The sequence below is a fragment of the Cytobacillus kochii genome, from assembly GCF_020171845.1.
Taxonomy (GTDB): Bacteria; Bacillota; Bacilli; order Bacillales; family Cytobacillaceae; genus Cytobacillus; species Cytobacillus kochii.
Map to the genome: position 1 here is coordinate 14,934 of NZ_JAIVAM010000012.1, position 22,453 is coordinate 37,386.

The 22,453-nt window shown below is 36.2% G+C and carries 24 protein-coding genes; 11 read left to right on the forward strand and 13 right to left on the reverse strand.

The window, feature by feature from the left end; all coding sequences use genetic code 11:
* The first annotated feature begins 71 nt into the window (after window positions 1-71).
* Both LCM23_RS19045 and LCM23_RS19050 read left to right on the forward strand, forming a co-directional pair.
* Window positions 72-986, forward strand: a complete 915-nt coding sequence (locus LCM23_RS19045) for a DMT family transporter (protein WP_224938344.1) — start codon at window positions 72-74, stop codon at window positions 984-986.
* 36 nt (window positions 987-1,022) lie between these two features.
* A complete protein-coding gene (locus tag LCM23_RS19050; RefSeq protein WP_224938345.1) occupies window positions 1,023-1,454 on the forward strand; it encodes a terpene synthase in 432 nt (143 codons plus the stop codon).
* A 78-nt stretch (window positions 1,455-1,532) separates the two neighbouring features.
* Here LCM23_RS19050 and LCM23_RS19055 read toward each other — a convergent pair whose 3' ends face one another.
* The 8 genes from LCM23_RS19055 to LCM23_RS19090 all read right to left on the reverse strand — a co-directional run bounded on the left by LCM23_RS19055 (window position 1,533) and on the right by LCM23_RS19090 (window position 9,127).
* Window positions 1,533-2,807, reverse strand: a complete 1,275-nt coding sequence (locus LCM23_RS19055) for an MFS transporter (RefSeq protein WP_224938346.1) — start codon at window positions 2,805-2,807, stop codon at window positions 1,533-1,535.
* Between the two features lie 161 nt (window positions 2,808-2,968).
* On the reverse strand, window positions 2,969-5,341 hold the full coding sequence (locus tag LCM23_RS19060) for a xanthine dehydrogenase family protein molybdopterin-binding subunit (protein ID WP_224938347.1): 2,373 nt from the start codon (window positions 5,339-5,341) through the stop codon (window positions 2,969-2,971).
* Between the two features lie 14 nt (window positions 5,342-5,355).
* Window positions 5,356-5,820 carry a (2Fe-2S)-binding protein gene (locus LCM23_RS19065; RefSeq protein ID WP_308937070.1) on the reverse strand — a complete coding sequence of 155 codons (465 nt, stop codon included), beginning with the start codon at window positions 5,818-5,820 and terminating at the stop codon, window positions 5,356-5,358.
* Window position 5,821: 1 nt separating this feature from the next.
* Window positions 5,822-6,715: an FAD binding domain-containing protein gene (locus LCM23_RS19070; RefSeq protein ID WP_224938348.1), complete on the reverse strand. Its 894-nt coding sequence runs from the start codon at window positions 6,713-6,715 to the stop codon at window positions 5,822-5,824.
* An 18-nt stretch (window positions 6,716-6,733) separates the two neighbouring features.
* Entirely contained in the window at window positions 6,734-7,183 is a 450-nt protein-coding gene (locus tag LCM23_RS19075; RefSeq protein WP_224938349.1) for an SRPBCC family protein, read from the reverse strand.
* A gap of 196 nt (window positions 7,184-7,379) precedes the next feature.
* A complete protein-coding gene (locus tag LCM23_RS19080; RefSeq protein ID WP_224938350.1) occupies window positions 7,380-8,003 on the reverse strand; it encodes a nucleotidyltransferase family protein in 624 nt (207 codons plus the stop codon).
* Window positions 7,975-8,772 (reverse strand): XdhC family protein, encoded by a 798-nt coding sequence (locus LCM23_RS26105; protein ID WP_224938351.1) that lies wholly within the window; start codon window positions 8,770-8,772, stop codon window positions 7,975-7,977. The genes LCM23_RS19080 and LCM23_RS26105 overlap by 29 nt, the downstream gene beginning before the upstream one ends.
* Window positions 8,747-9,127 carry an XdhC family protein gene (locus LCM23_RS19090; protein ID WP_224938352.1) on the reverse strand — a complete coding sequence of 127 codons (381 nt, stop codon included), beginning with the start codon at window positions 9,125-9,127 and terminating at the stop codon, window positions 8,747-8,749. Before LCM23_RS19090 ends, LCM23_RS26105 begins: the two co-directional genes overlap by 26 nt.
* Window positions 9,128-9,328: 201 nt before the next feature.
* Between LCM23_RS19090 and LCM23_RS19095 the strand changes: the two genes are divergently transcribed.
* Complete coding sequence (locus LCM23_RS19095; protein ID WP_224938353.1) at window positions 9,329-10,102, forward strand: methyltransferase domain-containing protein; 774 nt, start codon at window positions 9,329-9,331, stop codon at window positions 10,100-10,102.
* A gap of 288 nt (window positions 10,103-10,390) precedes the next feature.
* Here the strand turns inward: LCM23_RS19095 and LCM23_RS19100 are convergent, their stop codons facing one another.
* The gene (locus tag LCM23_RS19100; RefSeq protein ID WP_224938500.1) at window positions 10,391-11,041 is read right to left on the reverse strand and encodes an AAA family ATPase; all 651 of its coding nucleotides are present in this window, start codon (window positions 11,039-11,041) and stop codon (window positions 10,391-10,393) included.
* Between the two features lie 199 nt (window positions 11,042-11,240).
* On the opposite strand from LCM23_RS19100, the gene LCM23_RS19105 reads away from it, so the two are divergent.
* From LCM23_RS19105 to LCM23_RS19125, 5 genes are all read left to right on the forward strand, one after another.
* On the forward strand, window positions 11,241-12,305 hold the full coding sequence (locus LCM23_RS19105; protein WP_224938354.1) for an AbrB family transcriptional regulator: 1,065 nt from the start codon (window positions 11,241-11,243) through the stop codon (window positions 12,303-12,305).
* 290 nt (window positions 12,306-12,595) lie between these two features.
* Window positions 12,596-13,543: a MerR family transcriptional regulator gene (locus tag LCM23_RS19110; RefSeq protein ID WP_224938355.1), complete on the forward strand. Its 948-nt coding sequence runs from the start codon at window positions 12,596-12,598 to the stop codon at window positions 13,541-13,543.
* A gap of 46 nt (window positions 13,544-13,589) precedes the next feature.
* Window positions 13,590-13,754 carry a hypothetical protein gene (locus LCM23_RS19115; RefSeq protein ID WP_224938356.1) on the forward strand — a complete coding sequence of 55 codons (165 nt, stop codon included), beginning with the start codon at window positions 13,590-13,592 and terminating at the stop codon, window positions 13,752-13,754.
* Window positions 13,755-14,322: 568 nt separating this feature from the next.
* Complete coding sequence (locus LCM23_RS19120; protein ID WP_224938357.1) at window positions 14,323-15,453, forward strand: CAP domain-containing protein; 1,131 nt, start codon at window positions 14,323-14,325, stop codon at window positions 15,451-15,453.
* Between the two features lie 218 nt (window positions 15,454-15,671).
* Window positions 15,672-16,679: an LLM class flavin-dependent oxidoreductase gene (locus LCM23_RS19125; protein WP_224938358.1), complete on the forward strand. Its 1,008-nt coding sequence runs from the start codon at window positions 15,672-15,674 to the stop codon at window positions 16,677-16,679.
* A gap of 227 nt (window positions 16,680-16,906) precedes the next feature.
* Here LCM23_RS19125 and LCM23_RS19130 read toward each other — a convergent pair whose 3' ends face one another.
* On the reverse strand, window positions 16,907-17,479 hold the full coding sequence (locus tag LCM23_RS19130) for a DUF1836 domain-containing protein (protein WP_224938359.1): 573 nt from the start codon (window positions 17,477-17,479) through the stop codon (window positions 16,907-16,909).
* 130 nt (window positions 17,480-17,609) lie between these two features.
* Between LCM23_RS19130 and trhA the strand changes: the two genes are divergently transcribed.
* Window positions 17,610-18,257 (forward strand): PAQR family membrane homeostasis protein TrhA, encoded by a 648-nt coding sequence (trhA, locus tag LCM23_RS19135; RefSeq protein ID WP_095373078.1) that lies wholly within the window; start codon window positions 17,610-17,612, stop codon window positions 18,255-18,257.
* A gap of 96 nt (window positions 18,258-18,353) precedes the next feature.
* On the opposite strand, the gene LCM23_RS19140 is transcribed toward trhA, so the two are convergent.
* Window positions 18,354-19,784 carry an aldehyde dehydrogenase gene (locus LCM23_RS19140; protein ID WP_224938501.1) on the reverse strand — a complete coding sequence of 477 codons (1,431 nt, stop codon included), beginning with the start codon at window positions 19,782-19,784 and terminating at the stop codon, window positions 18,354-18,356.
* Window positions 19,785-19,809: 25 nt separating this feature from the next.
* Between LCM23_RS19140 and LCM23_RS19145 the strand changes: the two genes are divergently transcribed.
* Window positions 19,810-20,484, forward strand: a complete 675-nt coding sequence (locus LCM23_RS19145; protein ID WP_224938361.1) for a lysoplasmalogenase — start codon at window positions 19,810-19,812, stop codon at window positions 20,482-20,484.
* A gap of 140 nt (window positions 20,485-20,624) precedes the next feature.
* Complete coding sequence (locus tag LCM23_RS19150; RefSeq protein ID WP_224938362.1) at window positions 20,625-20,774, forward strand: hypothetical protein; 150 nt, start codon at window positions 20,625-20,627, stop codon at window positions 20,772-20,774.
* Between the two features lie 50 nt (window positions 20,775-20,824).
* Here the strand turns inward: LCM23_RS19150 and LCM23_RS19155 are convergent, their stop codons facing one another.
* A complete protein-coding gene (locus LCM23_RS19155) occupies window positions 20,825-21,508 on the reverse strand; it encodes an ABC transporter permease (protein WP_224938363.1) in 684 nt (227 codons plus the stop codon).
* Window positions 21,509-21,520: 12 nt separating this feature from the next.
* Window positions 21,521-22,441: an osmoprotectant ABC transporter substrate-binding protein gene (locus tag LCM23_RS19160; RefSeq protein ID WP_373370915.1), complete on the reverse strand. Its 921-nt coding sequence runs from the start codon at window positions 22,439-22,441 to the stop codon at window positions 21,521-21,523.
* Window positions 22,442-22,453: the final 12 nt, after the last annotated feature.

Sequence of the window (22,453 nt, forward strand, 5' to 3'; positions counted from 1 at the left end):
AGATTCGTTTTATTAATGTTAATAGATTCATTATAATACATGTAGAAAATCATGAGAATGGAGAAATGGTTATGAGTATGCACACGAAAGCAACGATTCTTTTAGTGGTGGTGAATTTTTTCTGGGGATTATCTTATATTTTTATGAAGATGGGAATCGCGTCGATTGAACCATTTAACCTTGTCGCATTAAGATGTTTAATTGCCTTTGTAATTGCCGCTACCTTTTTTTATCGTTCTTTACGGCATGTAAATATGGAACTTTTATTTTACAGTTTTCTATTAGGCTTCTTATTATTACTTGTGTTCTCTTTAGTTACTGTTGGCTTGACGATGACAGATGCTTCTAATGCCGGATTTTTATTAAGTATGACGGTCATATTCGTTCCGGTGATCCAAAGTATTCTGCAAAGAAGGTTACCAATCGTGCCAGTTAGAATTGGCATCATCATTACATTTGTTGGTATTATCATCATGACAATTACACAATCATTATCATTCAATTACGGCGATATTTTATGTATGCTTTCCGCTCTCGCATACGCTATTCATATTCTGATTATTGGAAGAGTCACTAAGGATCATGAACCCATTACAGTTGGTATCATGCAACTCGGCTTTGCTGGTATACTCGCTCTTGTTTTAAGTAGCTTTTTTGAATCACCAATCCTACCCCAAAACACAGTTGCTTGGATGAGTATACTTGGACTAGCGATCCTATGTAGTGCCTTTGGCTTTATTTCCCAAGCTGTGGCACAAAAACATACATCACCAACACAAACGAGTTTAATGTTTTCGCTAGAACCTCTATTCGCTGCCGGTCTAGCTGTTATTATTCTTGGTGAAGCATTTACCATTCGAGATATCATAGGTGCTTTTTTAATTATTTGTGGTGTGATTGTTGCGACATTAGGGAGCTATCGAGTGCCTGTTAAGGTAAAAACTGAGCAAACAATGGAACAAAAAACAGAAAAAATTCTACTTTAGTACAGCCATTAACTTAATTTGGAAAGGAGGAAGTTTATGTTATCACTTCGTAGAGTCTTAAAATTACGTGATTTAGAAATCTTTCATGTATGGAAGCAAGAACATTTCTTATCTTATGTAATCATTGAAGATACTAGAAAACCATTTACAAATGATGATAAAAAACTAGAGCCGCTATGTTATATGGAAGATGAAGATATTGATGAGATACTAAATGTTTTCAGAATTTCTATTATTAATGATGAAAAGTTAAACGAAGAGGATTCGGAAACACTACGAATATATTTTTCGGACTTCGTTAACAATACTCACTTAACAAATTTTATTATGAAGGAATATATTCAAGAAGATTTGTATGAGAACGAAGACGATATAAAATCCTTTAATAAAATCCTACAAAGTATTGGTTCAAATTATATAATAGAAGAATTTGATGAAAAAAATTGGATTTATTTATCACAAGACTAAGGTTTCTAAAAAAAAATAGAGCCGTTCACTTTGTTCAGAACGACTCTACTTTTTTAATTTTTTTAAAATGATTCTATATCAATAACCTTTTTTCATCAAATACACACATAATAAAAGTGAAAGAACGATAAAACTAATTAACGCCATAAAACCGCCTGTAAAAGAGCCTGTTGTTGTACTGAAAAAGCCAACAACCATTGGCCCAGCAGCTGCTACTAAATAAGATACACATCCGAATGTACCGCTTATTCTCCCCATCACTTGGGATGAAGCGACTTCATGGAGCATCGTCATGGTTATCGGTGCTGGCATGTATAATACACTTAATAGAATAATTGTAAGTAGAATAACGACTGTAGTATTCGTAGTGTATAAGAAGCCTACGAAGCAGCCTATGATGATGACACTTGCTACGGCGACAAATATAGCCCGTTTCATCCATCTATCAGAAAGATAGCCACATACTAATTGAACGATGATGGCAAGAGCATAACCCGCTGCATTAATCATAGCTGAATTAACAAAATCAATCCCCTTTGCTTCTGTTAAATAGCTTGGCAAAAATGTAGAAAATCCAAAAAAACCGATTGAGACGCAAGCATATACTGTTGTTAATATCCAGAACAGAGGACTAGTTAAAACAGATTTAACACTTCCTGTATCGATGTTAGCAGTCTTTTTCACTCCTTGTCCCTTTTCTATATAGTTCACTTCTGCAGCATTAGTTGCATAATGTTCAGATGGTTTGTTTCTAATCATAAAAATAAATATGGCCAAACAAATAAAAGAAATAATCGCTAGTGCGAAATAACTTTCTCTCCATCCAAAAGAGGCGGCAATTAATGCGATCGCTGGAATACCAATAACTGGTCCGATTGCATTCCCTGTAAACCAAAAAGACTGAGCTTTCCCTTGTTCTTGTTGCGGAAACCACTTAGCAGTTAAGGTAAGTGCAATGGGGTATAAAACACCTTCACCTACCCCTAGTAATGCTCTTGACCATAATAATGCCGTAACCGATGTAGCTACTCCACCGATAATCATCGCTATACCCCAAATGGCTATACCAATCATTCCACTCTTAAATGCGCCGATACGGTCGACTACAAATCCCCAGAAAAACTGCCCTAATGCGTATGTAATTAAAAAGACAGAACTTAATGTTCCCTTGATCACATTATCACTAATAGCTAAATCTTGTAAAAACTGTCTTTCTGCAAATAGTATATTAATATTAGATTTATCGATCATTGAAACCGTGAACAGTAGCATTAATGGTAGTGAAATATAAATCCACCTAGCATTTGTTGCCTTTGTCATGTTTTCTTCGTGTAGTACATTTGCCTTTTGCATAGTTGAATCACTCCTTGTGAAAATTGGCATGTTAGTAGAAGAGTGATATAATAAATACACTCTTATTGATGGCTTTCCTAGTAATCTTTAAGATAGAACAGGTATCTTGCAATCAAAGGGATTTCCCACAAAATCCTTTGGAAGATACCTGTTTTTTTCCTTTAATTTGTTTGTAGTGCTTGAAAAGATGCCTCTGCTTCCTTAATCCATGTTCTTAACTTATTTGGACTGATAGGTAAATCATTTGTTTTAATTTCTAATGGATGAAGTGCATCTACAATTGCATTTGCTATTGCAGCTGGTGGCGCGATGGCACCCCCCTCACCTACACCTTTTATCCCTAGGCGATTTCTTGTTGATTTGAATTCCTGGTGTGCTTTTGCCACCGTTGGTACTTCCATCGATGTTGGTAATAAATAATCCATATAAGTACCGGTAAGCAATTGCCCTGTTTGGTCATAGACGATTTCTTCGTAAAGAGCTGAACCAATTCCTTGTGCAATACCGCCTTGCACTTGACCATCAACAATCATCGGATTAATAACCGTACCACAATCATGTACAACACTATATTTCTGTAAATCTACAAAACCTGTTTCTTTATCAACCTCCACTTGTGCCATATGAATCGAAGCAGCAAATGTAACCGTTGGAGGGGCAAAATAATGTGTTACTTCTAAGCTTGCTTCCATGCCTTCTGGTAAATTCCCTAATTTAGCAGGCAGCGCCGCTCGCCCAACATCTTGATAGGTGACAAACTTTTCAGGAGAAGTCTCTGCATATATTTTCCCTTCATCAATGACTAAATCTTCATCCGTTTTTAGCAAATGTGCAGCGATTTTTAACACTTTCTCTCTCATTTTTAATGCTGCCTCATAAATAGCTGAACCTGCATTTACTGCGCTTCGGCTTGCGTAAGTTCCTTGACCCATTGGCAACACAGTTGTTTCGCCAACTCGAACAGTAATATTTTGCGGGTTTACACCCAATCCGTCTGCTGCAATTTGTGAAAATACTGTTTCATGCCCTTGTCCTTGAGGGGTACAGCCTAAATAAGCTGTTACATGACCAGAAGGGTCAATAGAGATATGTGCCCCTTCATAAGGTCCTGCGCCCGTACCTTCTACGTAAGAAGAGATGCCGATACCAACTAGCTTACCTTCTTTCTTCTTCTCTTCTTGTTCTTTTCTAAAAGCATCATAGTCAACTAAATCAACTGCCTTGCGTAATGCATCAGGATAATCGCCACTATCATAAATAAGCTGATGACCATCTTTTACAAGAATTCCTTGATCATAAGGCATGTCTTCAGCTTGGATCATATTTTTCTTCATAATTTCGATTGGATCTACTTTTAATTTTCTTGCGACGATATCGATAATTCGATCCATTACAAAGACTACTTCAGGTCTACCTGCCCCCCTAAATGGGACATTAGGTGTTTTGTTCGTTAAGATGACTTCACATTCACTATCATAATTAGGGATTTTATAAGCTCCTCTTAAATGATAGGCACTATTATAAGCACAAGTTAAGGCGAAGAAATTAACAGCACCACTATCAATCACAAAAAAATCCTTAATTGCCGTAATCGTTCCATCCTGTTTAAATGAAACTTTCACATCATGGATTTGATCCCTAGATTGCCTTGCACTTGTTAAATGCTCCATTCGGTCCTCTACCCATTTTATCGGCCTCTGCAATTTTTTAGCCAAGTAAGGAATAACAATCTCTTCTGGGTGAACACCTCCTTTTGGTCCAAATCCCCCTCCAACATCAGGTGCTGTAACACGAATACTTAAATCGGGTAATGACAAACAATGTGCTAAAGTAGATCTGATTTCATAAGGCATTTGCGAAGACGACCAAACTCTCAGTTCTTGATTTCTTGTATCAAATTTCGCCACTACTCCTCTTGTTTCTAACGGATTTGATCCGAGTCGTGGGGTGCGAATTTTTTCATTCATTATATAGTCCGCCTCGGCAAATGCTTGCTCAACATTGCCTGTTGTCACATGAAAATGGGACTGAATATTATTTTCTAAATGTTCTTGTATGAGAGGTGCACCCTTTTTTCTTGCCTCATATGGGTCAACAAGGGGTTGTAGCGGCTCATACGTTACTTCAACTAGATCAGCTGCATCTTCGGCGATGTAACGATTTTTCGCCACAACTATTGCTACAGATTGGCCAACGTATGTAACTTTCTTCTTAGCCAAAATATCTTCATAGTTAAAGTTGATTGTTGGCGATATAGCCTCAACTAAATTGGGTGGCAAAAAACAATGTGATTCAAATTGCGTCAATGGTTTGATGTCTTCAATATCTTTTGCAGTAAATATCCCATAAACACCCTCTATTGCTTTTGCAGCCTCTATATTTATGTCCACAATCTTCGCATGTGCATGAGGGCTTCTTACAAATACTGCCTCTGCCATATTGGTTAAACTAATATCGCCTACAAACATGCCCGTTCCAGTTAAAAGGCGATAATCTTCCTTTCTGTGCATGCTTTTTCCGATATATTTATGCATGTTTCTCCCTCCTTTTATACCGTTTGATGTGTAACTTGCTTTACTGCTTTAACAATATTGGCATAGCCTGTACAACGGCAAAGATTCCCTGAGATGGCTTCTCGAATTTCTTCTTCTGTCGGATTGGGATTTTCTTTCGTAAATTGCGTTAGTGTCATTAAGAACCCTGGTGTGCAAAATCCACATTGGAGGGAATGGCAATCCGTAAATGCTTGTTGAAGAGGATTTAATTGACCATCTTCACCAGCAAGTGATTCAACTGTTTCAATTGTTGCCCCATCTGCTTGAACAGCTAGCATTAAACAACCTCGAACCGCTTCACCGTTTAAAAGTATTGTACATGCCCCGCATACCCCATGCTCGCAACCGACATGTGTGCCTGTTAAAAATAATTCTTCTCTTAAGAAGTCTGTTAATAAGAGCCTAGGTTCTATATCTCTTTCCACTTTTTCTCCATTTACATTTAAAGAAATATTCACTTTATCCAACCTTCTCTTCTCCTTCCCATGCTCTTGCTATTGCTTCTTCTATTGCACGTTTTAATAGGGTACCAATAAGTTCCCTGCGATAATCAGCACTTCCGTGCAAATCTCCTTCTGGGTCCACACACTCACTCGTTAATTCAGCGATTTCTTTTAATAAAGCTTCCGTTACTTTCTTTCCTATTAATAATTCCTCAGCTTCTTCTATTATAAGAGGAACAGGATTAACACCACCTACAGCTAGTTGTGCCTTTTGAATAAGTCCTTGATTATCAAGTTCAATTACTGCTGCAGCGATTGCTAAGCCAAAATCTCCATGTCTCCTCGCCACTTCTACAAAAGAATGCCCCACTCTCTCTCCTTGTGTCATAATTGGAAAGCGGATTTCTTTCACTAATTGATTTGTTTGTAATGAAGTCAGGAGATAAGTGAGAAAAAAATCTTCAGGACCGACAACTTCCTCTTCATCCACTGAAGCAATAACAATCTCACCTCTTAATGTCGTCAATACACACGGTAATTCTGCCGAAGGATCACCGTGAGCTATACTGCCACCAATTGTCCCACGATTGCGAATTTGTTTATGACCTACCCACTTAATTGCGTCAATAAGCAATGGACATTTTTCTTTAATTAATAGTGAATTTTCCACTTCCACATGCCTTGTCAGTGCACCAATGGCGATATATCCATCCTCTTCACGAATATAATTTAACTCCTTTATACCGCTCACATCGATTAAAAACTCAGGGGTAGATAGCCTCATATTCAGTACAGGTATTAAACTTTGCCCTCCAGAAATGATTTTACAATCATCTGCGTATTCTTCTAGATAGGTTAGTGCCTCATTAACACTTGACGGTTTTAAATATTTAAATTTTGATGGTTTCATGCTCGTGCCACCCTTTCGTTACGCCTTTTGTAAAGTGATTTGTTTCTCCACATCTTTAAAAAAGTTTCCAGCAATAAATTTCGCCACACCGCTCATTACTCTGCTTCCTACACCTGCAATCATGCCGCCAACTTCAGCATCACATTCCCATTTAACTTCACACTTTTCTTCATCAACTGCAGTAATATAGCAATCCATTTTTGCTTTAACAAATCCTGGCTTTCCACTCCCTTCTGCTATTAATTGATAGTGTACAGGTGCTTCGATATCTTCAAGTTTTACATTTCCTTTGTAATCCCCTTTAACTGAAGCAATGCCCAATTTCATTTCAACATCATAGGTTCCGTCCTCTTTTAACACTAGGCTTTTGCATCCTGGAATAGCTTTTTCTAATATTTGAGGGTTGTGAAGTGCATCCCAAACATCTTTATAATTTTTTTTCATTTTCACTTGACCTGATAAGATCATTATTTTCTCCCCTTTATAATTTTTTGAATTGTGCTAATAGTAATAATATTAATTTTTTCGAAAAATTTTGTCAATAAAATGCGGATGTTTTTGTTTCGTTAACTAAATATCGTTTTTTATATAAAACACAAATATGTAAATAAGATTGTATTAGATGAAGAAGGCTATTTTTTGTTTTGGATGTAAAACCAATTTATTATTTTAGCTTTTCATACTCTTTTATTGTGTCTATATCTAATAGAATACCGCGGTCATTCACTGCAATTTCTTCCTTATATGGGATGGTCTGAATAAAGTTCTTCCCACTTTGTTGTTGAATCGAATGAATCATTGTATTGTTGATGTTTGCAAAATAGACAGGATGGCCAGGCGTTTGATCATATGATGGCCTTATAGATATTGGATGTTTCTTCTCTCTCGCTAACTGTTGCCCTCTTTGAATAATCATTTCACTAGTTTCCTTTTCTATAAAGGGGGCGTCTCCTAAAAATACGAGTGCATCTTCCTTTGGAAAGGCAACTTGGGTAAGTCCTTTGTACAGTGAAGACGATTGACCATTGGCATAATCCGAATTATAAGCCCAAGAAAAGGAAGGGTGATTTATCTTTATTTCTTCCATAATGGTAACTGCATCATGACCAATAACTGCTATCACTTCTTTACAATGTAACTTTAATACTTGTTCAATGACATAATGAAGCATAGTTGTCCCTTTAAATGGCAGCAACTGCTTCGTCCGCCCCATTCGCGTAGATAACCCTGCTGCGAGAATAATTGCTTTCATTGGACGTTTATGATGATTGGTGGATAAATTCCGCACCTTGTAGAAAGCCTCCTTTATGTCTTGTTCTAACTGCTATCACTTCAGCAACAATACTAATAGCAATCTCCTCAGAGGATACGGCTCCTATATCAAGACCAATTGGACTATGCATTCTTTGTAAGTCTGTATACGTGAAGTGACAACCTTCCAAATAAAGCTGATCGAGGATTTTGATACGTCGTGATTTCGGTCCTAAAACGCCTATATAAGGAGCCAGTGAAGACAGGGCAAATTTTAATGTCTGCTTATCTTTCTCAATATGATGATTCATAACGACAATATATGTACGATTTGTTACACGAATACATGCTGTGAAATCCTCTGGTCTAGCTATTATTCTTTCGGCATGAGGAAACCTTTCTTCATTGTTATAAAGGCTTCTTTGATCAATGACAACCGTTTTCATCCCGCATTCTGCTGCATATTTAACAACAGGTATCGCATCATGTCCTGCACCAAACACCATCAAAGTAGGTGATGGAACAAATACATCGAAGAATATGTCTACATCTAATTCATTCTCATCTTGTATCATTAAACTTTCTGATTGCGGGTTGGATTGCCTTAACTTTTCTTTAGCAATGGATAAAGCATCCAATTCCAATGCTTGGTCATGGAAAGATCCAATAGGGGATTGATTTTCCAGATAGCAAATCCGATAATTTTTTTGTGACAAACTAGCTTCCGTAATGGTCATTAAAACAGCAGCTTGTTGTTGGTCAATCGCATCTAGCCAAGCGTCAAAAGGCGCCAATTTCTTTTGCACATTCATCCACCTCCTCAATATTCTGTGTTGTATATATTATAGGTTCAATATAGATATGAACCGTTCCTGGACAGCCAAGGCCTAACCCCCATACCTCGTCTTCATCTAAATGATACGTTTTAATTATTGGAGCTTTTGTCTTTATTACTTCCTTGGCTATTTCTGCTACATCTGCTTCTAAACAGCCCCCCGATATTAATCCAACAGTAACTCCATCCGCATCGATTAGCATTTTTGCCCCTTCTTTTCGATAAGCTGATCCTTTTACTTTAATAACTGTTGCTAGCGCACAAGGAAGCTTCTTGGCTTTTAGTTTTTGTATTGCCCTCATCACTTCCAACTGTTCATTAGTCATCGACATCACCCTCCAATGCGTATATATTTAATAGTACAAATAAAAATTGGAATGTTTTACCTATAAAACGAAGTTTCCGATATAGAATAATATAATCGTTACTTCTTGACTATGTCAATTAAATTTTTAGAAAATTTACAATAGATTACTATTTGAAATTTTTGACTTTTTATTACACAACATACATATGGAGGTATTCATTTGAAAAATCCTACATTATCCAATTATTGGCTTTCTCCTCACTCTCCCGAATGGTATAGGCAAATAAGCAAGAACGGAAATGCATACATATACCCATGGCAATCTACTATTGATTCACCTATAGCAGAGAATATCTTTGATCAACTTGTCTGTTTGCATACACAAGATAAAGTTACCCTTGATTTTGGCTGCGGGGATGGAAGATTCACAAAAAAATATGCTTTATATGCCAAGCAAATGATTGGGGCCGATTCTTCTATGCAATTTATTCAGACGGCAATGAAGACAAAGCCCGAAAATACATCATTTATTGTTGCTCATTCAAAACATGTACTTCCTTTTAAACGAGCATTCTTTGATATTGCCATTATCCGCAAAGGGCCAACATCTATTTATCATCAATTACCTCTTTACGTAAAAGAAGGAGGGCTCATTTTAGGGTTGCACCCGGGTGAAAATGAGGGAAAAGAGTTATCAAACTGGTTTCCTAAACTTTTTCCAAACAACCAACATAACATACCCATTCAACAACATCTCACAAAGATCTTTACAAAGGCTCCTTTCAAGAAATTTGAAATTCACCCGTATCATACGATTGAATATTTACATTCACCGCTTGATCTCATCCACTATCGTTGCTTTGGACAAAAAGAAGAAATCTATCAAGTAGTTAGCTCCGACATACAAGAAATCACTAACATTTTCAAGAAACATCAAACCGTTAAAGGATTACCTATCACTTATGAACGATATATAACAATAGTACAAGTGTAAATCCCTTACAAGTCTATGGATTAAAGTCATTATTAGAATAAATCTGGGCCTACCCTGCATGTAGGTAGACCCAGATTTCATTCTCTTAAGCATAATCATGATTCTTAGTAGTGTGTTCCTTATAACTCTCGCATGTCTTTTATTTTCCATGTTTGTTTGCGGTGGTCATAATTGCTGGGTTCTTCTAAAGACAAGATTGGTAATCTTATATAACACGATGACTGATCTTTGATGAACTTTAAGTCATAAAAGACTAATCAGTACCTTGTTTATACAGCAAGGTATTGATTAGTCTTCTTCTTTAAATATTTCATGTAAATATCGCTCTCTATTTTCCAAGAAGTATTTCGTTATTTGGTAATGATCTGTTTCTTCATACGTTGTTTCCGCAATGCTACCTTCATCGAAATTTAGTATCGTTGCTCCAGGGAAGCCAAGTAGTATCGGAGAATGGGTGGCAATAATTAATTGGCTCTCTTCTGCTGAGACAATATCATGCATGATTCTAAGAAACGCAAGCTGCCTTGCAGGCGATAATGCCGCTTCAGGTTCATCTAACAAATAGATACCCTCTCCATCAAAACGATTCAGAAAGAGTGATAGAAACGATTCTCCATGTGATTGTGCATGTAATGACTTGCCACCATAACCACTATATCCTGTTGGGCATTCCCGTTCTAATTCATCAATATGTGAAGAAAACTGATAAAAAGATTCGGCTCTTAAGAAAAAGCCATTTGTTAACTTCGGCATCCAAGAAAGCCTAATGTGGGGAGCTAAGGAAGATTCGGAGGCATGTAATTCATAACTATTACTTCTACTCCCTCCAGCCACATTAAAACCGCATTGGTGGGCAATGGCTTCTAATAAGGTTGACTTGCCAGAACCATTATCACCTACAAAGAACGTTACAGGTGACTTAAATTGAATTTCATCCATTGATGCAATCGTGGGAATGGATAAAGGATAGGTATTTTCATGACTACTACTTATTTTCTTTATTTTTCTTAGCAAGGTCTCTCCTCCTGTTTTTAGAATGTCTCACCTAAGCATTTACTAAAAATATGTTATTGTCTATGGTATGATAAACATATCTTTCCAGAATCGAAATTTCTCATAAGAAAAAGAAGGTCTGCACATGAACAAAAGCTATTCACTATTGCTAGCAGTTACTATTGCCTTAGCAGGTGGGGGCATTTTCACCCTACTTCATATCCCTGTAAGCTGGCTCTTAGGATCCATAACAAGTATTATGCTTTATTCTATACTATCAAAGACGACGTTGTACTGGCCAAAATCTTTTAGAAACATCGGGATCTTTATAATTGGATACAGTATGGGCCTTTCATTAACAAAAGAGGCGATGGTGTTCATCTTGCACCAACTACCCTCCATGTTATTTTTAACAGTACTCATTATTGGGTTCAGTTTAATTACTTCATTCTTCATTGCAAAATTAACCGGTATCCATTATCCATCGATATTGCTTGGTAGTATTCCTGGCGGTTTGTCACAAATGCTCGTATTAGCTGAAGAAACAAAAGGAATGAATGTGACTGTTGTTACTTTCTTACAAGTAGTAAGATTAATACTTATTATCTTTTTTGTTCCTTTTCTCATATTTGGTCCGTTCTTCCATAATGGCAGTAATATTTTACCGGATTATGAACATACAGCTAGCTGGCAGCAGTTATTACCTGACATTATTCCATTTATGATTCTATCATTTATTTTAGCTATTATTTTTAAAAAATGGAACGCACCAACCCCATTTCTTCTCGGACCTATTATTGCAACAAGCCTCATGACACTGCTTAATATTAATGGTCCTGCTTTACCTAACAGCTTACTTGAGATTGCACAAGTTTTTATTGGTATTAACATTGGTCTCATGATGCATCCAGAAAAGCTTGAAAACAAATGGAAATTATTAAGTTTAGGTATATTTAGCAGCGCTTTATTAATCGTCATCTCAATGATTCTAAGCTTTCTTCTTAGTCATTTTTATGAGTTTTCCCTTGCTACAAGCTTCTTAAGTTTATCACCTGGTGGAATGGATCAAATGGCTATTATTGCCCATGAAGTCGACGCACAGTTGGCTGTTGTAACCGGCTATCAACTCTTTCGGGTATTTTTCATCTTCTTTATTGTACCCCCTTGTTTAAAATATCTATTTTTACGATATAGGACAGTAAAAGGGTAACCAGTTGGTGACCCTTTTTGCCTATCCTAAATGATCTATCCTCACCTCAGGACCATTTACCTATTCCTTCGTAAATCTATTTTTTATCTACAAAATTCATTGTCGAAATAGTCAATTTCGTTATAAAGTGCCTACATTTGTGGAATAACGTCTTGTTTTGATATCTTTTGTCAGCAGGCAGGAAAAGACGGGCTACGATGCGGAATAGCTAATTATACGGAATTTATTATGTAGTTCGGAATCCCCTTCCGAAACATGAAAAATTACACTATGATGAAAGGGAGTTATTCATGAATCAAATTATGCAAGCATATACCATTAATGAAGTATCTAAACAGTTAAATATTCCGCCGGGAACATTAAGACAGTGGGAAAAAGATTTAAAGGATATATTAGTCATTCCCCGATCAAAAAATGGGGCAAGATATTATACAGATGAAGAAATTAGCTTACTAGATACCGTCAAAAAGATGCGTAATCAAAATTTAAGTCAAAAAATGATTCGCAGACTACTTAAGCAACATCTTGATTCAGAGTCAATAGCAGACCAACAAGAGAACCCCTTAGAAACATCATTGAATCCTATCCTACATGAAGCAACAACTGAGCAAGATCATCATCCTCTCAATATCGAACAGCTATCTATGGTCATGACACAATTCCAGGACCATTTATTACAAGAGATCAAGCAAGAATTAAAAACGAACTTTAAAAAAGAAGTTGTAGAAGAAATGAAAATGGAGCTTTCCAAAAATTCGCTTCATACAGTTAAAACCATTTCAGACTCCATCTATAAATCCAACGAGAAGACGAAAGCAGAAATTCAAGAAATGACTGACGAATGGAAGCATGCTTCCAAACAAAGCTCCGGAGCGCTCGAAACCTTGTCAAAAAGAGTTGCGAAACAGTCGAAGCGAACGACAGACCAGATGCACTATATCACGAACAAAATAACCGAATCCTCAGAAGCATCCTCTGAAGAGTTCAAAACAATGATTCATTATATTTCTAGCTCGCAAGAATTAACAGGAACAGAATTTAGCAATGAAATAAATGAATTAAAAGAGAGCATGAATGCAGATCGTGATATTTATGTCGAAACAATGAGAAAAGAACATGAAGAATATTTACATCGATTACGTGAGCGAGAAGACGCATTTCAAGATATGATGCTGTCTTTCCGAGATGCCGCAGCGAGTAAGCAAGAAAAGAAATGGTGGCAAAAGTGGAAAAAATAAATTCGTAGGGGCGAGTATCCCCTCAATATAAAGGGGTTTTTATCAAATGAAAAATCAGCAAAAAGCGCATCATGTGGATGAATTATTAGTTACAATGGACAATGATCATCATCGTGTAGATTTTCGTCTAGATGAACTGGAATCGAAAATGGAGATGTTAAAAAGAAAGCTTGAAAAATTTGAACACAAAATGCAAATGCTTAAAGACTAAATACACCTGATAATACCCTCTAAAAGAAGCTGGAAGAGAAGTATTGTATTCTAGCTAAGGATATATCCGAATGATTATGAGCATACAACTTCTAATCATTCGGTTTTTTTGTGTGATTTATATCCTATAGAATAGTGGAATGGAGCGGAAGACACTCGACTCCGACTAGAAATAGAAGGAAAGTGAGTGGCTGTAGTGCAAGAGGACAGACTTTTTTTGCAACTGATTTTTTATAGTTCTTCATTTGTTATTGTTCATCTTTGAGGTTAGGTCATTTAGTTATGTCTTACCCCTTTTTCTGTTAATCTTCTTAAAAGCGGTCCCATTCCCCGTTTATTCGGTGTATTATCTCTCCATTTCAATGACTCCTCCTACTATGAGAAAGCCCAAATATTTTTCTTTAAAACAAAACTATATTTTCATAAACAGATTATGTTATTCTGTAAATAATAGGAAATATATCCTTAGTGGGTAATTATGGATAAGTCAAATGAGTTGTTACCTATGTTTAACGAGACTATAATTTAGGCAATAAAGAGTAGTATCAAGGTTAGAAAGGAATTCTATTTTGAAAAAGATTAGTATATTTTTCTTAATATGTTTACTTATTTATATAAGTTGGCCGTCAATTCGTGAAGCTCTAGGGGATAAAACCAGCGAACACTTGAAAGAAATTCAATCAACTATTGAAGAAAAAGATGTTCAAGGCTTTACAGAAGATGCTGTTATTGCTTTTAATCAAATGATTATCAATTTTGAACAATGGATCCAGCCTTCACCTAATGACTCTCCTCCGGCAGAAGAGGAATCAGTCGAGAAGCCCGCATTATCTGAACCTGATAGCCAAACAATTTCAGTCTATAATTTTGAAATCGGTGAGAAGAAAGCGGAAGTTGAGAATACATTAGGATCCCCACAAAGAATTACATCAAATGAATACGGTAGTAAATGGCATGCTTATCATGATAATTATCATCACTTCATCATGATTTCTTATGATGAAAATGAATTAATTAATGGCATCTATACGAATCAAGATTTAATTACTTCTAAAAACGGCTTTCAAATGAATATGACAAAAGAGGAAGTAACAGAGATATTCGGGGAACCGATTAGCGCGATTCGTAAAGGTATAACCAATTATCAATATGCAACCGACAGTAATTATGCACTTTATGAGGTCGATGATAGTTATTTAACGGTTTTCTATGATATTCATGAAAATAACCAAGTAACTGCCATTCAATTAATTGCTAAAGAGCTTGAACTTAATAAAGTTGGATTCTATGGTGAAAAAAGTGCAGCTTTAAAGGAAGGTTTTGAATTCCAGTTATTTGATTTAACAAATGCTGAAAGAGTTAATTATCATTTACCTACACTAACTTGGGATGATCCCGTGAGACAAACAGCTAGAGATCATAGTGCTGATATGGCTGTTAATAATTATTTCGGTCACGATAACTTAAAAGGTGAATCGCCGTTTGACCGGATGAATGCGGATGATATTCTGTTCCGAACAGCCGGCGAAAACTTAGCCTATGGCCAATTTAGTAGTATTTTTGCCCATGAAGGCTTAATGAATTCTGCAGGACATAGGAAAAACATTCTTAAAGAAGATTACCAGCTTCTTGGTGTTGGCGTGGCATTTAATGACGATAACCAGCCTTATTTCACAGAAAATTTTTATACGAAAAGATAAGCATGCAGAACTGCTCTGACATGCTCTTTTTCATACTACAAACCATTTAATATAACTATTCACTCTTAAGACAAACGGTTAAATGAGCTTTGCTTTAATGATCATATCAGATAACATTTTAATAACCGAATCATTCATTTTTAAAGCAGATAATTTCATTCATGTAATAGAAGTTGCTACAATATGTACAGATACTAAAAAGAAAGTAGCTGAAAACGATGTCAACAATAAAATATTCTGTTTTAGATTTAGCACCAGTCCTTGAAGGTGGATCACCTAGTGAGTCATTAGCGAACTCGCGCGATTTAGCCAAACATGCAGAAAACTTAGGTTATACGAGATATTGGCTGGCTGAACACCATAATATGCCGGGGATTGCTAGTTCAGCCACATCTATTGTTATAAGTGATATTGCCCGCGCTACCAATACAATTAGAGTAGGATCTGGGGGCATTATGTTACCAAATCACTCTTCTTTAGTGATTGCTGAACAATTCGGTACACTCGAATCACTCTACCCAGGAAGAATTGATTTAGGCCTAGGTCGTGCGCCAGGTACTGACCAACTTACTGCGGCGGCATTAAGAAGGACAAGACGAACAGATGCCGAAGATTTCCCTCAACAAGTGGAAGAATTAAGAACTTACTTTGATCCTTCCCGCTCAGAACAACCATTACCAGTTAGAGCGGTTCCAGGAGAAGGCTTGAATATTCCAATATGGTTACTCGGTTCAAGTGGTTATAGTGCGCAACTTGCTGGTCAGTTAGGTTTGCCATTCTCTTTTGCTAGCCATTTTTCACCGGACAATACACTACCAGCAATTGATCTATACCACCGGAGCTTTAAACCATCTGATGTATTAAAAGAACCTTATGTAATGGTTGGGGTGAATATCATTGCAGGGGAATCAAACGAAGAAGGACAATACCTAGCAAGTTCTCTTTACCAATCTTTCTTAGGCATGATGCGTAATAAACGTGGAAGGATGTTGCCTCCTGTTGAGAATATGGACGAAGTTTGGACACCTATTGAGAAACAATTATTACAACAACAATTAGGTTCTTCCATTATTGGTGGTCCTGAGAAAGTGAAAGAAAAGCTTGAAATATTCCTTGGCGAAACTGGCGCCAATGAGATCATCGTCAATGCTCAAATCTATGACCATGATAAAAGAAAAGCATCTTATCAGCATGTGGCGAATGTAATGAAGGAAATAAACGCTTAAGAACTTTGATCATCGAAAGCAAACAAAACTACATGAAAACTAGTTTACATGTTTGCTTTCGACCCCATTGTTCTCTTTCATACAGGGTCGTACTTAGAAATCTGCGTTGCTTGGCTTTAGTTATGGTACGGAGCACCCTTCCTCATCCCTCTTTTATCATCTTTAGCTTATTATTCATGTTGGTACAGCTTCAATATTTAAATATGTATATGGGGTGAGAATCTGATTCACTTCCTATTTTCTTCCCTAGAAAGTGAATCAATTTTTGCTTCAGCTAACCGGCGATAAAGATTGCTCATATGGACCAATGAGTTAATCATTAATACCTCTTTCATTTCATTGTTCGGTTGGGAGATTTTTTCATTATAATTTTGAGCCATCGATTTCTCCATCCAGTCAACATTTTCATTAAATTGTTCTTCATTCTCATTTATCATGTCAACATACAGATCATAAACGTCTTCTATATTCACCTCTTCTTTTTGCACTTCCTCGTTCAGACTTTCTAACGTTGATTTAATGTCCTGAATCGATAAAATGCCTTTTAGTTGATAAATAAGGCTCATCGTTAATATATGTTCTTTGCTGTAGCGCTTATTTTTAATGGGTGGTAATAGTTTTCCTTTGGCATAATTATTAATCATTGTTTTTGTTAAGATTTTCTCATCTTCATTTCGTTTATAAGAATGGTAGTTTTGTTCAAACAGTTGTATGACTTGATCCATATATAAAGCGATAGACGGAATGTCTTCCATGCGAATCGGCTTTCCTTGTCTGATTCTTTCTTGTTTTTCCATCATTTTATCCCTCATTATTTTTCTTCCTATCATACATCCTATCAATAGAAATGTAAATGTTGACTATATATTATAGTTAGTAGTAATATTATATGTAGTATTAAAAACTACTTATAATATTATTAGGGGTGTTATCATGTCGTTTATAAGAGAACCCATCAATAGCTTAACTCATTTCGTTGGCGCAATATTGTCATTTATAGGTTTACTGGCGTTAATCATCAAAGCATCATTACATAACGGAACAAACATTGCCATATTCTCTGTTACTTTTTTCGGTATTAGTATGATGTTACTTTATCTCGCTTCCTCCACTTATCATGGAGTAAGAGCAAAACATACAGTTATTGCTTTCTTGAGAAAAGTTGACCATTCCATGATTTTCGTGTTAATTGCTGGTTCTTATGCACCTTTCTGTTTAATCGCACTTGATGGCGTATTAGGAATAAGTTTATTTGCTTTCGTTATAACGACATCCATTCTAGGTGTATTATTTAAAATGGTCTGGTTTAGTTGTCCTAGATGGTTATCCACTTTTTTATATATTCTTCTTGGTTGGGTTATCATCATCGCCTTCCTCCCATTAAGTAAAGCATTGAGTACAGCAGGACTCGTATGGTTAATTCAAGGGGGCGTATTTTACACAATCGGTGGCGTTATTTATGCGGTCAAACCTAAATTCATGGAATTTAAACATATGGGGTTTCATGAAATCTTTCATATCTTTATCTTATTAGGAACGCTTTGTCACTTTATTAGCGTATATGGCTACGTTCTTTAATTAATTGAATGGTCATAGGAATATTATGTTTGTGTATAAAATGAAGGGCTAAGTGAGATAGATGTCTATTCTGCTCATTTAGCCCTTCTCTATTCATTATTTAATTAGCTTTTTCAATAGCTTTAATGATTTTTCACTCGGATACCGAAATGGAAAATCCACTTTTGTTGTTTGCTTTAAGACGCTTTTATAATGCGTAAATGTATCAAAACTTGCCCGTCCGTGATAAGATCCAATTCCACTATTGCCTACACCACCAAATGGTAAATGTGGGGAACTTAAATGCATGACTGTATCATTGATACAACCACCACCAAAGGAAATTGATTGCAAGATTTTTTGCTGGACTTTTTTATCATCTGAGAAAAGGTAAAGTGCCAGCGGTTTCGGTTGTTCATTTATTTTGCTAATGACATCATCTAATTCCTTATAACTCAATACTGGAAGAATCGGTCCGAAAATTTCATCTTGCATAATTGGATCTTGCCAATTAATTTCAGTTAAGATGGTCGGTTCGATCAGATGATTTGATTCATCCACTCTCCCCCCATAAAAAGATTGACCATTAGTTAAAAATGTAGCAAGCCTCTTAAAATGCTTCTCATTGACAATCTTTGTATAAGCCGTATTTTCGATTGCATTCTCTCCATAGAGACTTTCTATCTGAGCTGTAACTTCCTTAAGAAACTTGTCATGAATCTCTTGATGGACATAAACAAAATCGGGTGCTACACATGTTTGTCCAGCATTTAAGAATTTCCCCCATACTAACCTTTTGGCTGCATGGTTTATTTGGGCATCATGATGAATAATTGCTGGACTTTTTCCTCCCAGCTCTAACGTAACAGGTGTTAAATGATTAGCGGCTGCTTTCATAATGTGTCGACCAACTGCTACACTCCCAGTAAAGAAAATATGATCCCAAGATTCTTCTAACAAATTTTCACTAACTTCCACGCCACCTTCCACAACTGTAATATATTCAGCTGGAAAATGCTCCTCAATAAGATGAGCAATTAAACGAGAAGTGTGAGGTGTTAATTCGGAAGGTTTGATGACTGCTGTATTGCCTGCAGCGATTGCACCAATTAATGGCGCAATCGCTAATTGAAAAGGATAGTTCCATGGTGCAATAATTAATGTATTACCATATGGCTCAGGATAAATCATGCTTTTTGAACCGAATGTAGTTAAAGATGATTTTACTTTTGCAGGTCTCGACCACTTTTTCACATGTTTAATTGTAAATTTTATTTCCTCTAGTAAAACAGCAATCTCTGTTAAAAAGGAGTCAAAAAATGATTTCCGTAAGTCTTTTTGCAAAGCCTCCGCTATGCTGTTTTCGTTCTTCTTAATTAAACTTCTTAATGTATATAATGCGTCCAATCGGTATGTAAGTGCTTTTGTTTTACCCGTATGAAAGAATGCTTTTTGCTGTGCTAAAATATTCTTTTCCATGCTCTTCCCTCTTTCTACTTTCAATTTTATATACCTCCTGCAGGAAAATGGTTTTACTCTCTTGAATATATACTAAAAAAATGAGGTGAATCCTATGCGAAAAAAACTGCCATATATGATTCTTCTATTTGCTGTTCTTTATATATTTTTTATACCCGAGGAACCGACAGTCCTAAAAATCTTTTTCAAATTAGTACCGATGATTCTTATTATTCTATACACCTATCGCAATCGGCAAGAAACTAAACCTATTCACTACTATTTTATTTTTTCAGGTCTTATTTTTTGTATGTTCGGTGACGGTCTACTCATTTGGTTTGTGGTTGGATTGACCGCATTTTTAATCGGTCATATATTCTATACGATTGGCTTTTTTAAGATTTGGGAATACTCTTTAGCTAGGTTTCTTTCTTTTATTCCTATTCTTGCCTATGGCATCTTCATGAGTTCGGAATTTGTGAAAGCACTTCACAACCGCAATGAAAATGAATTGATTATACCAGTCATCCTCTATATCGCGGTCATATCATTGATGTTTTGGTCTGCTATTATGTCAGGGCAATTATATGCCATCATTGGAAGTTTACTCTTTGTCATTTCTGATAGTGTATTAGCATGGAATAAATTTATTTCTTCCATTCCTTTTTCCGGAAGTATTATTATGATTACCTATTATTTAGCACAATTTTTAATTGCTTTTAGCTTGTTTCATACAGTAAAACAAGTGAAGATACAGAAACCAAATTCACCCATAGCAACAAAAGGATAATTTTTCAAATTTATGTTAAAATAAAGAAATAACCTAAATTGGGCATTAGCATAAAATAACAATAAGCAAATTTATTTCACTCTCCCGTTTAGGCTTAACTAGTTATAATCTATCTTACATTGTAAAAGGAGGATACCAGTATGAACAAGAAACAACTTTCTTTTCATTCACAAGATAATGGCGAAAATCATGAAAATGAAATAGAGACAGTTGAGACGGCTGCTGAAAGAATTGAAAGAAAACCAGAATTTGATACGTTCGGGACGGGGTTAAATGGTTACGGAAATTAAGAACAAAAAAATGATGGTGATTCATTTTAATGATGAATCACCATCATTTTTTATGCCGTAACCTCTTCTTGCTCATTACTATCCTGTTTCTTCTTCTTCACTGGCATTAAGCTTCTTTCCAACCAGCCCATTAGAACATCTGCAATTACTGCCATAAATGCTGTTGGAATAGCTCCAGCTAAAATGATTGCCGTTCCGTCTTGCGCATTTGTTCCACGCATAATAATATCACCAAGTCCCCCAGCACCAATAAAAGTACCTATTGTTGCAATACCAATTGTAATGACTAGTGCTGTTCGTAACCCTGCCATAATGACAGAAAGAGAAAGTGGTATTTCTACCATTCTTAATATTTGCCATTTTGTCATACCCATTGCTTTACCTGACTCTATTAAAGTATGATCTACATTCCTAATTCCTGTGTAAGTATTCTTAATAATTGGCAATAAGGAGTAAAGGAATAGTGCAAAAACGACTGTATTTGTTCCAAGGCCCATCACAAGCATTAAAACTGCGAGCATAGCGAGTGCAGGAATCGTTTGAATTACATTGGCTAACGAGAGAACTACACTACTTAAACGTGAATATCTTGCTATTAAGATGCCAACCGGAATACCCACGATCGCTGCGAATAAAACCCCGTAGGCTGACATTAGAAAATGTCTAAAGAACTGTTCCCATACATAAGAACCGTTATTTGTAAAATAAGTAATTAAGTCAGAAAACACATCCATTTATGCCACCCCCTATTCCTTATCACGGAAATAATTATTTTCTTCTAAAAACTCTTCAGCAATGATTGCGGGTTCTCTTAATTCCCCATCTGCTGCATAATTTAATTCTTGCATTTTTTCTGTACTGATTTCTCCAACTAATCTCTCTAATAATGGATCAAGTTCAGGGTATTTCTCTAAAATTTCTTTACTCGCAACAGTAGATGAATCATATGGAGGGAAGAAGTTCTTATCATCTTCTAATACTTTTAAATTAAAGGCTTTTATACGACCATCCGTCGTGTAAGCTAAAACGACATCCATTTCGCCCGATGCCGCTGCTTGGTAAACAAGTCCAATTTGCATAGGATACACATTCGAAAAATCAAAGCCATATGTTTCAACAAAACCATCATATCCATCTCCTTCACGATTCAACCATGAAGTATCTACACCGAAATTTATTTCATTTGCTAATGCCTCTAAATCAGAGACCGTTTCTAAATCCTCTGCTTTTGCTAATTCATCAGTTACGGTAAAAGCATACGAGTTCTCAAACCCAAATGAATCATACCATTTTTGATTAAATCTCTCGTCAAACTCTTCTTGGACAACTTCCATTGCCTTATCAGGGTCAAGTACTGGCTCCATTCCTAATGGTCCTGCAATATCCGTGCCTGTATAGCGAGTAGCTGATATATCTACATCATTACTCACCATTGCCTGGTGAAGCACAATAGAAGACCCAAGATTATTGACCATGTTTACACTGAGATCGGTTTCTTCTTCAATTAACTGTTTAATGATTTGACCGACAATTTGTGATTCAGAGGTGACCACAGTCCCTACTGAAATAGAATCTTCACTAGATCCGCTTAAACCAGGAAGTGAACAGCCTGATAATAAAAGAGTCATCGTTAACATCATCGTCATGAAAATTTTTTTGCTTTTTATCAAACTAATCAC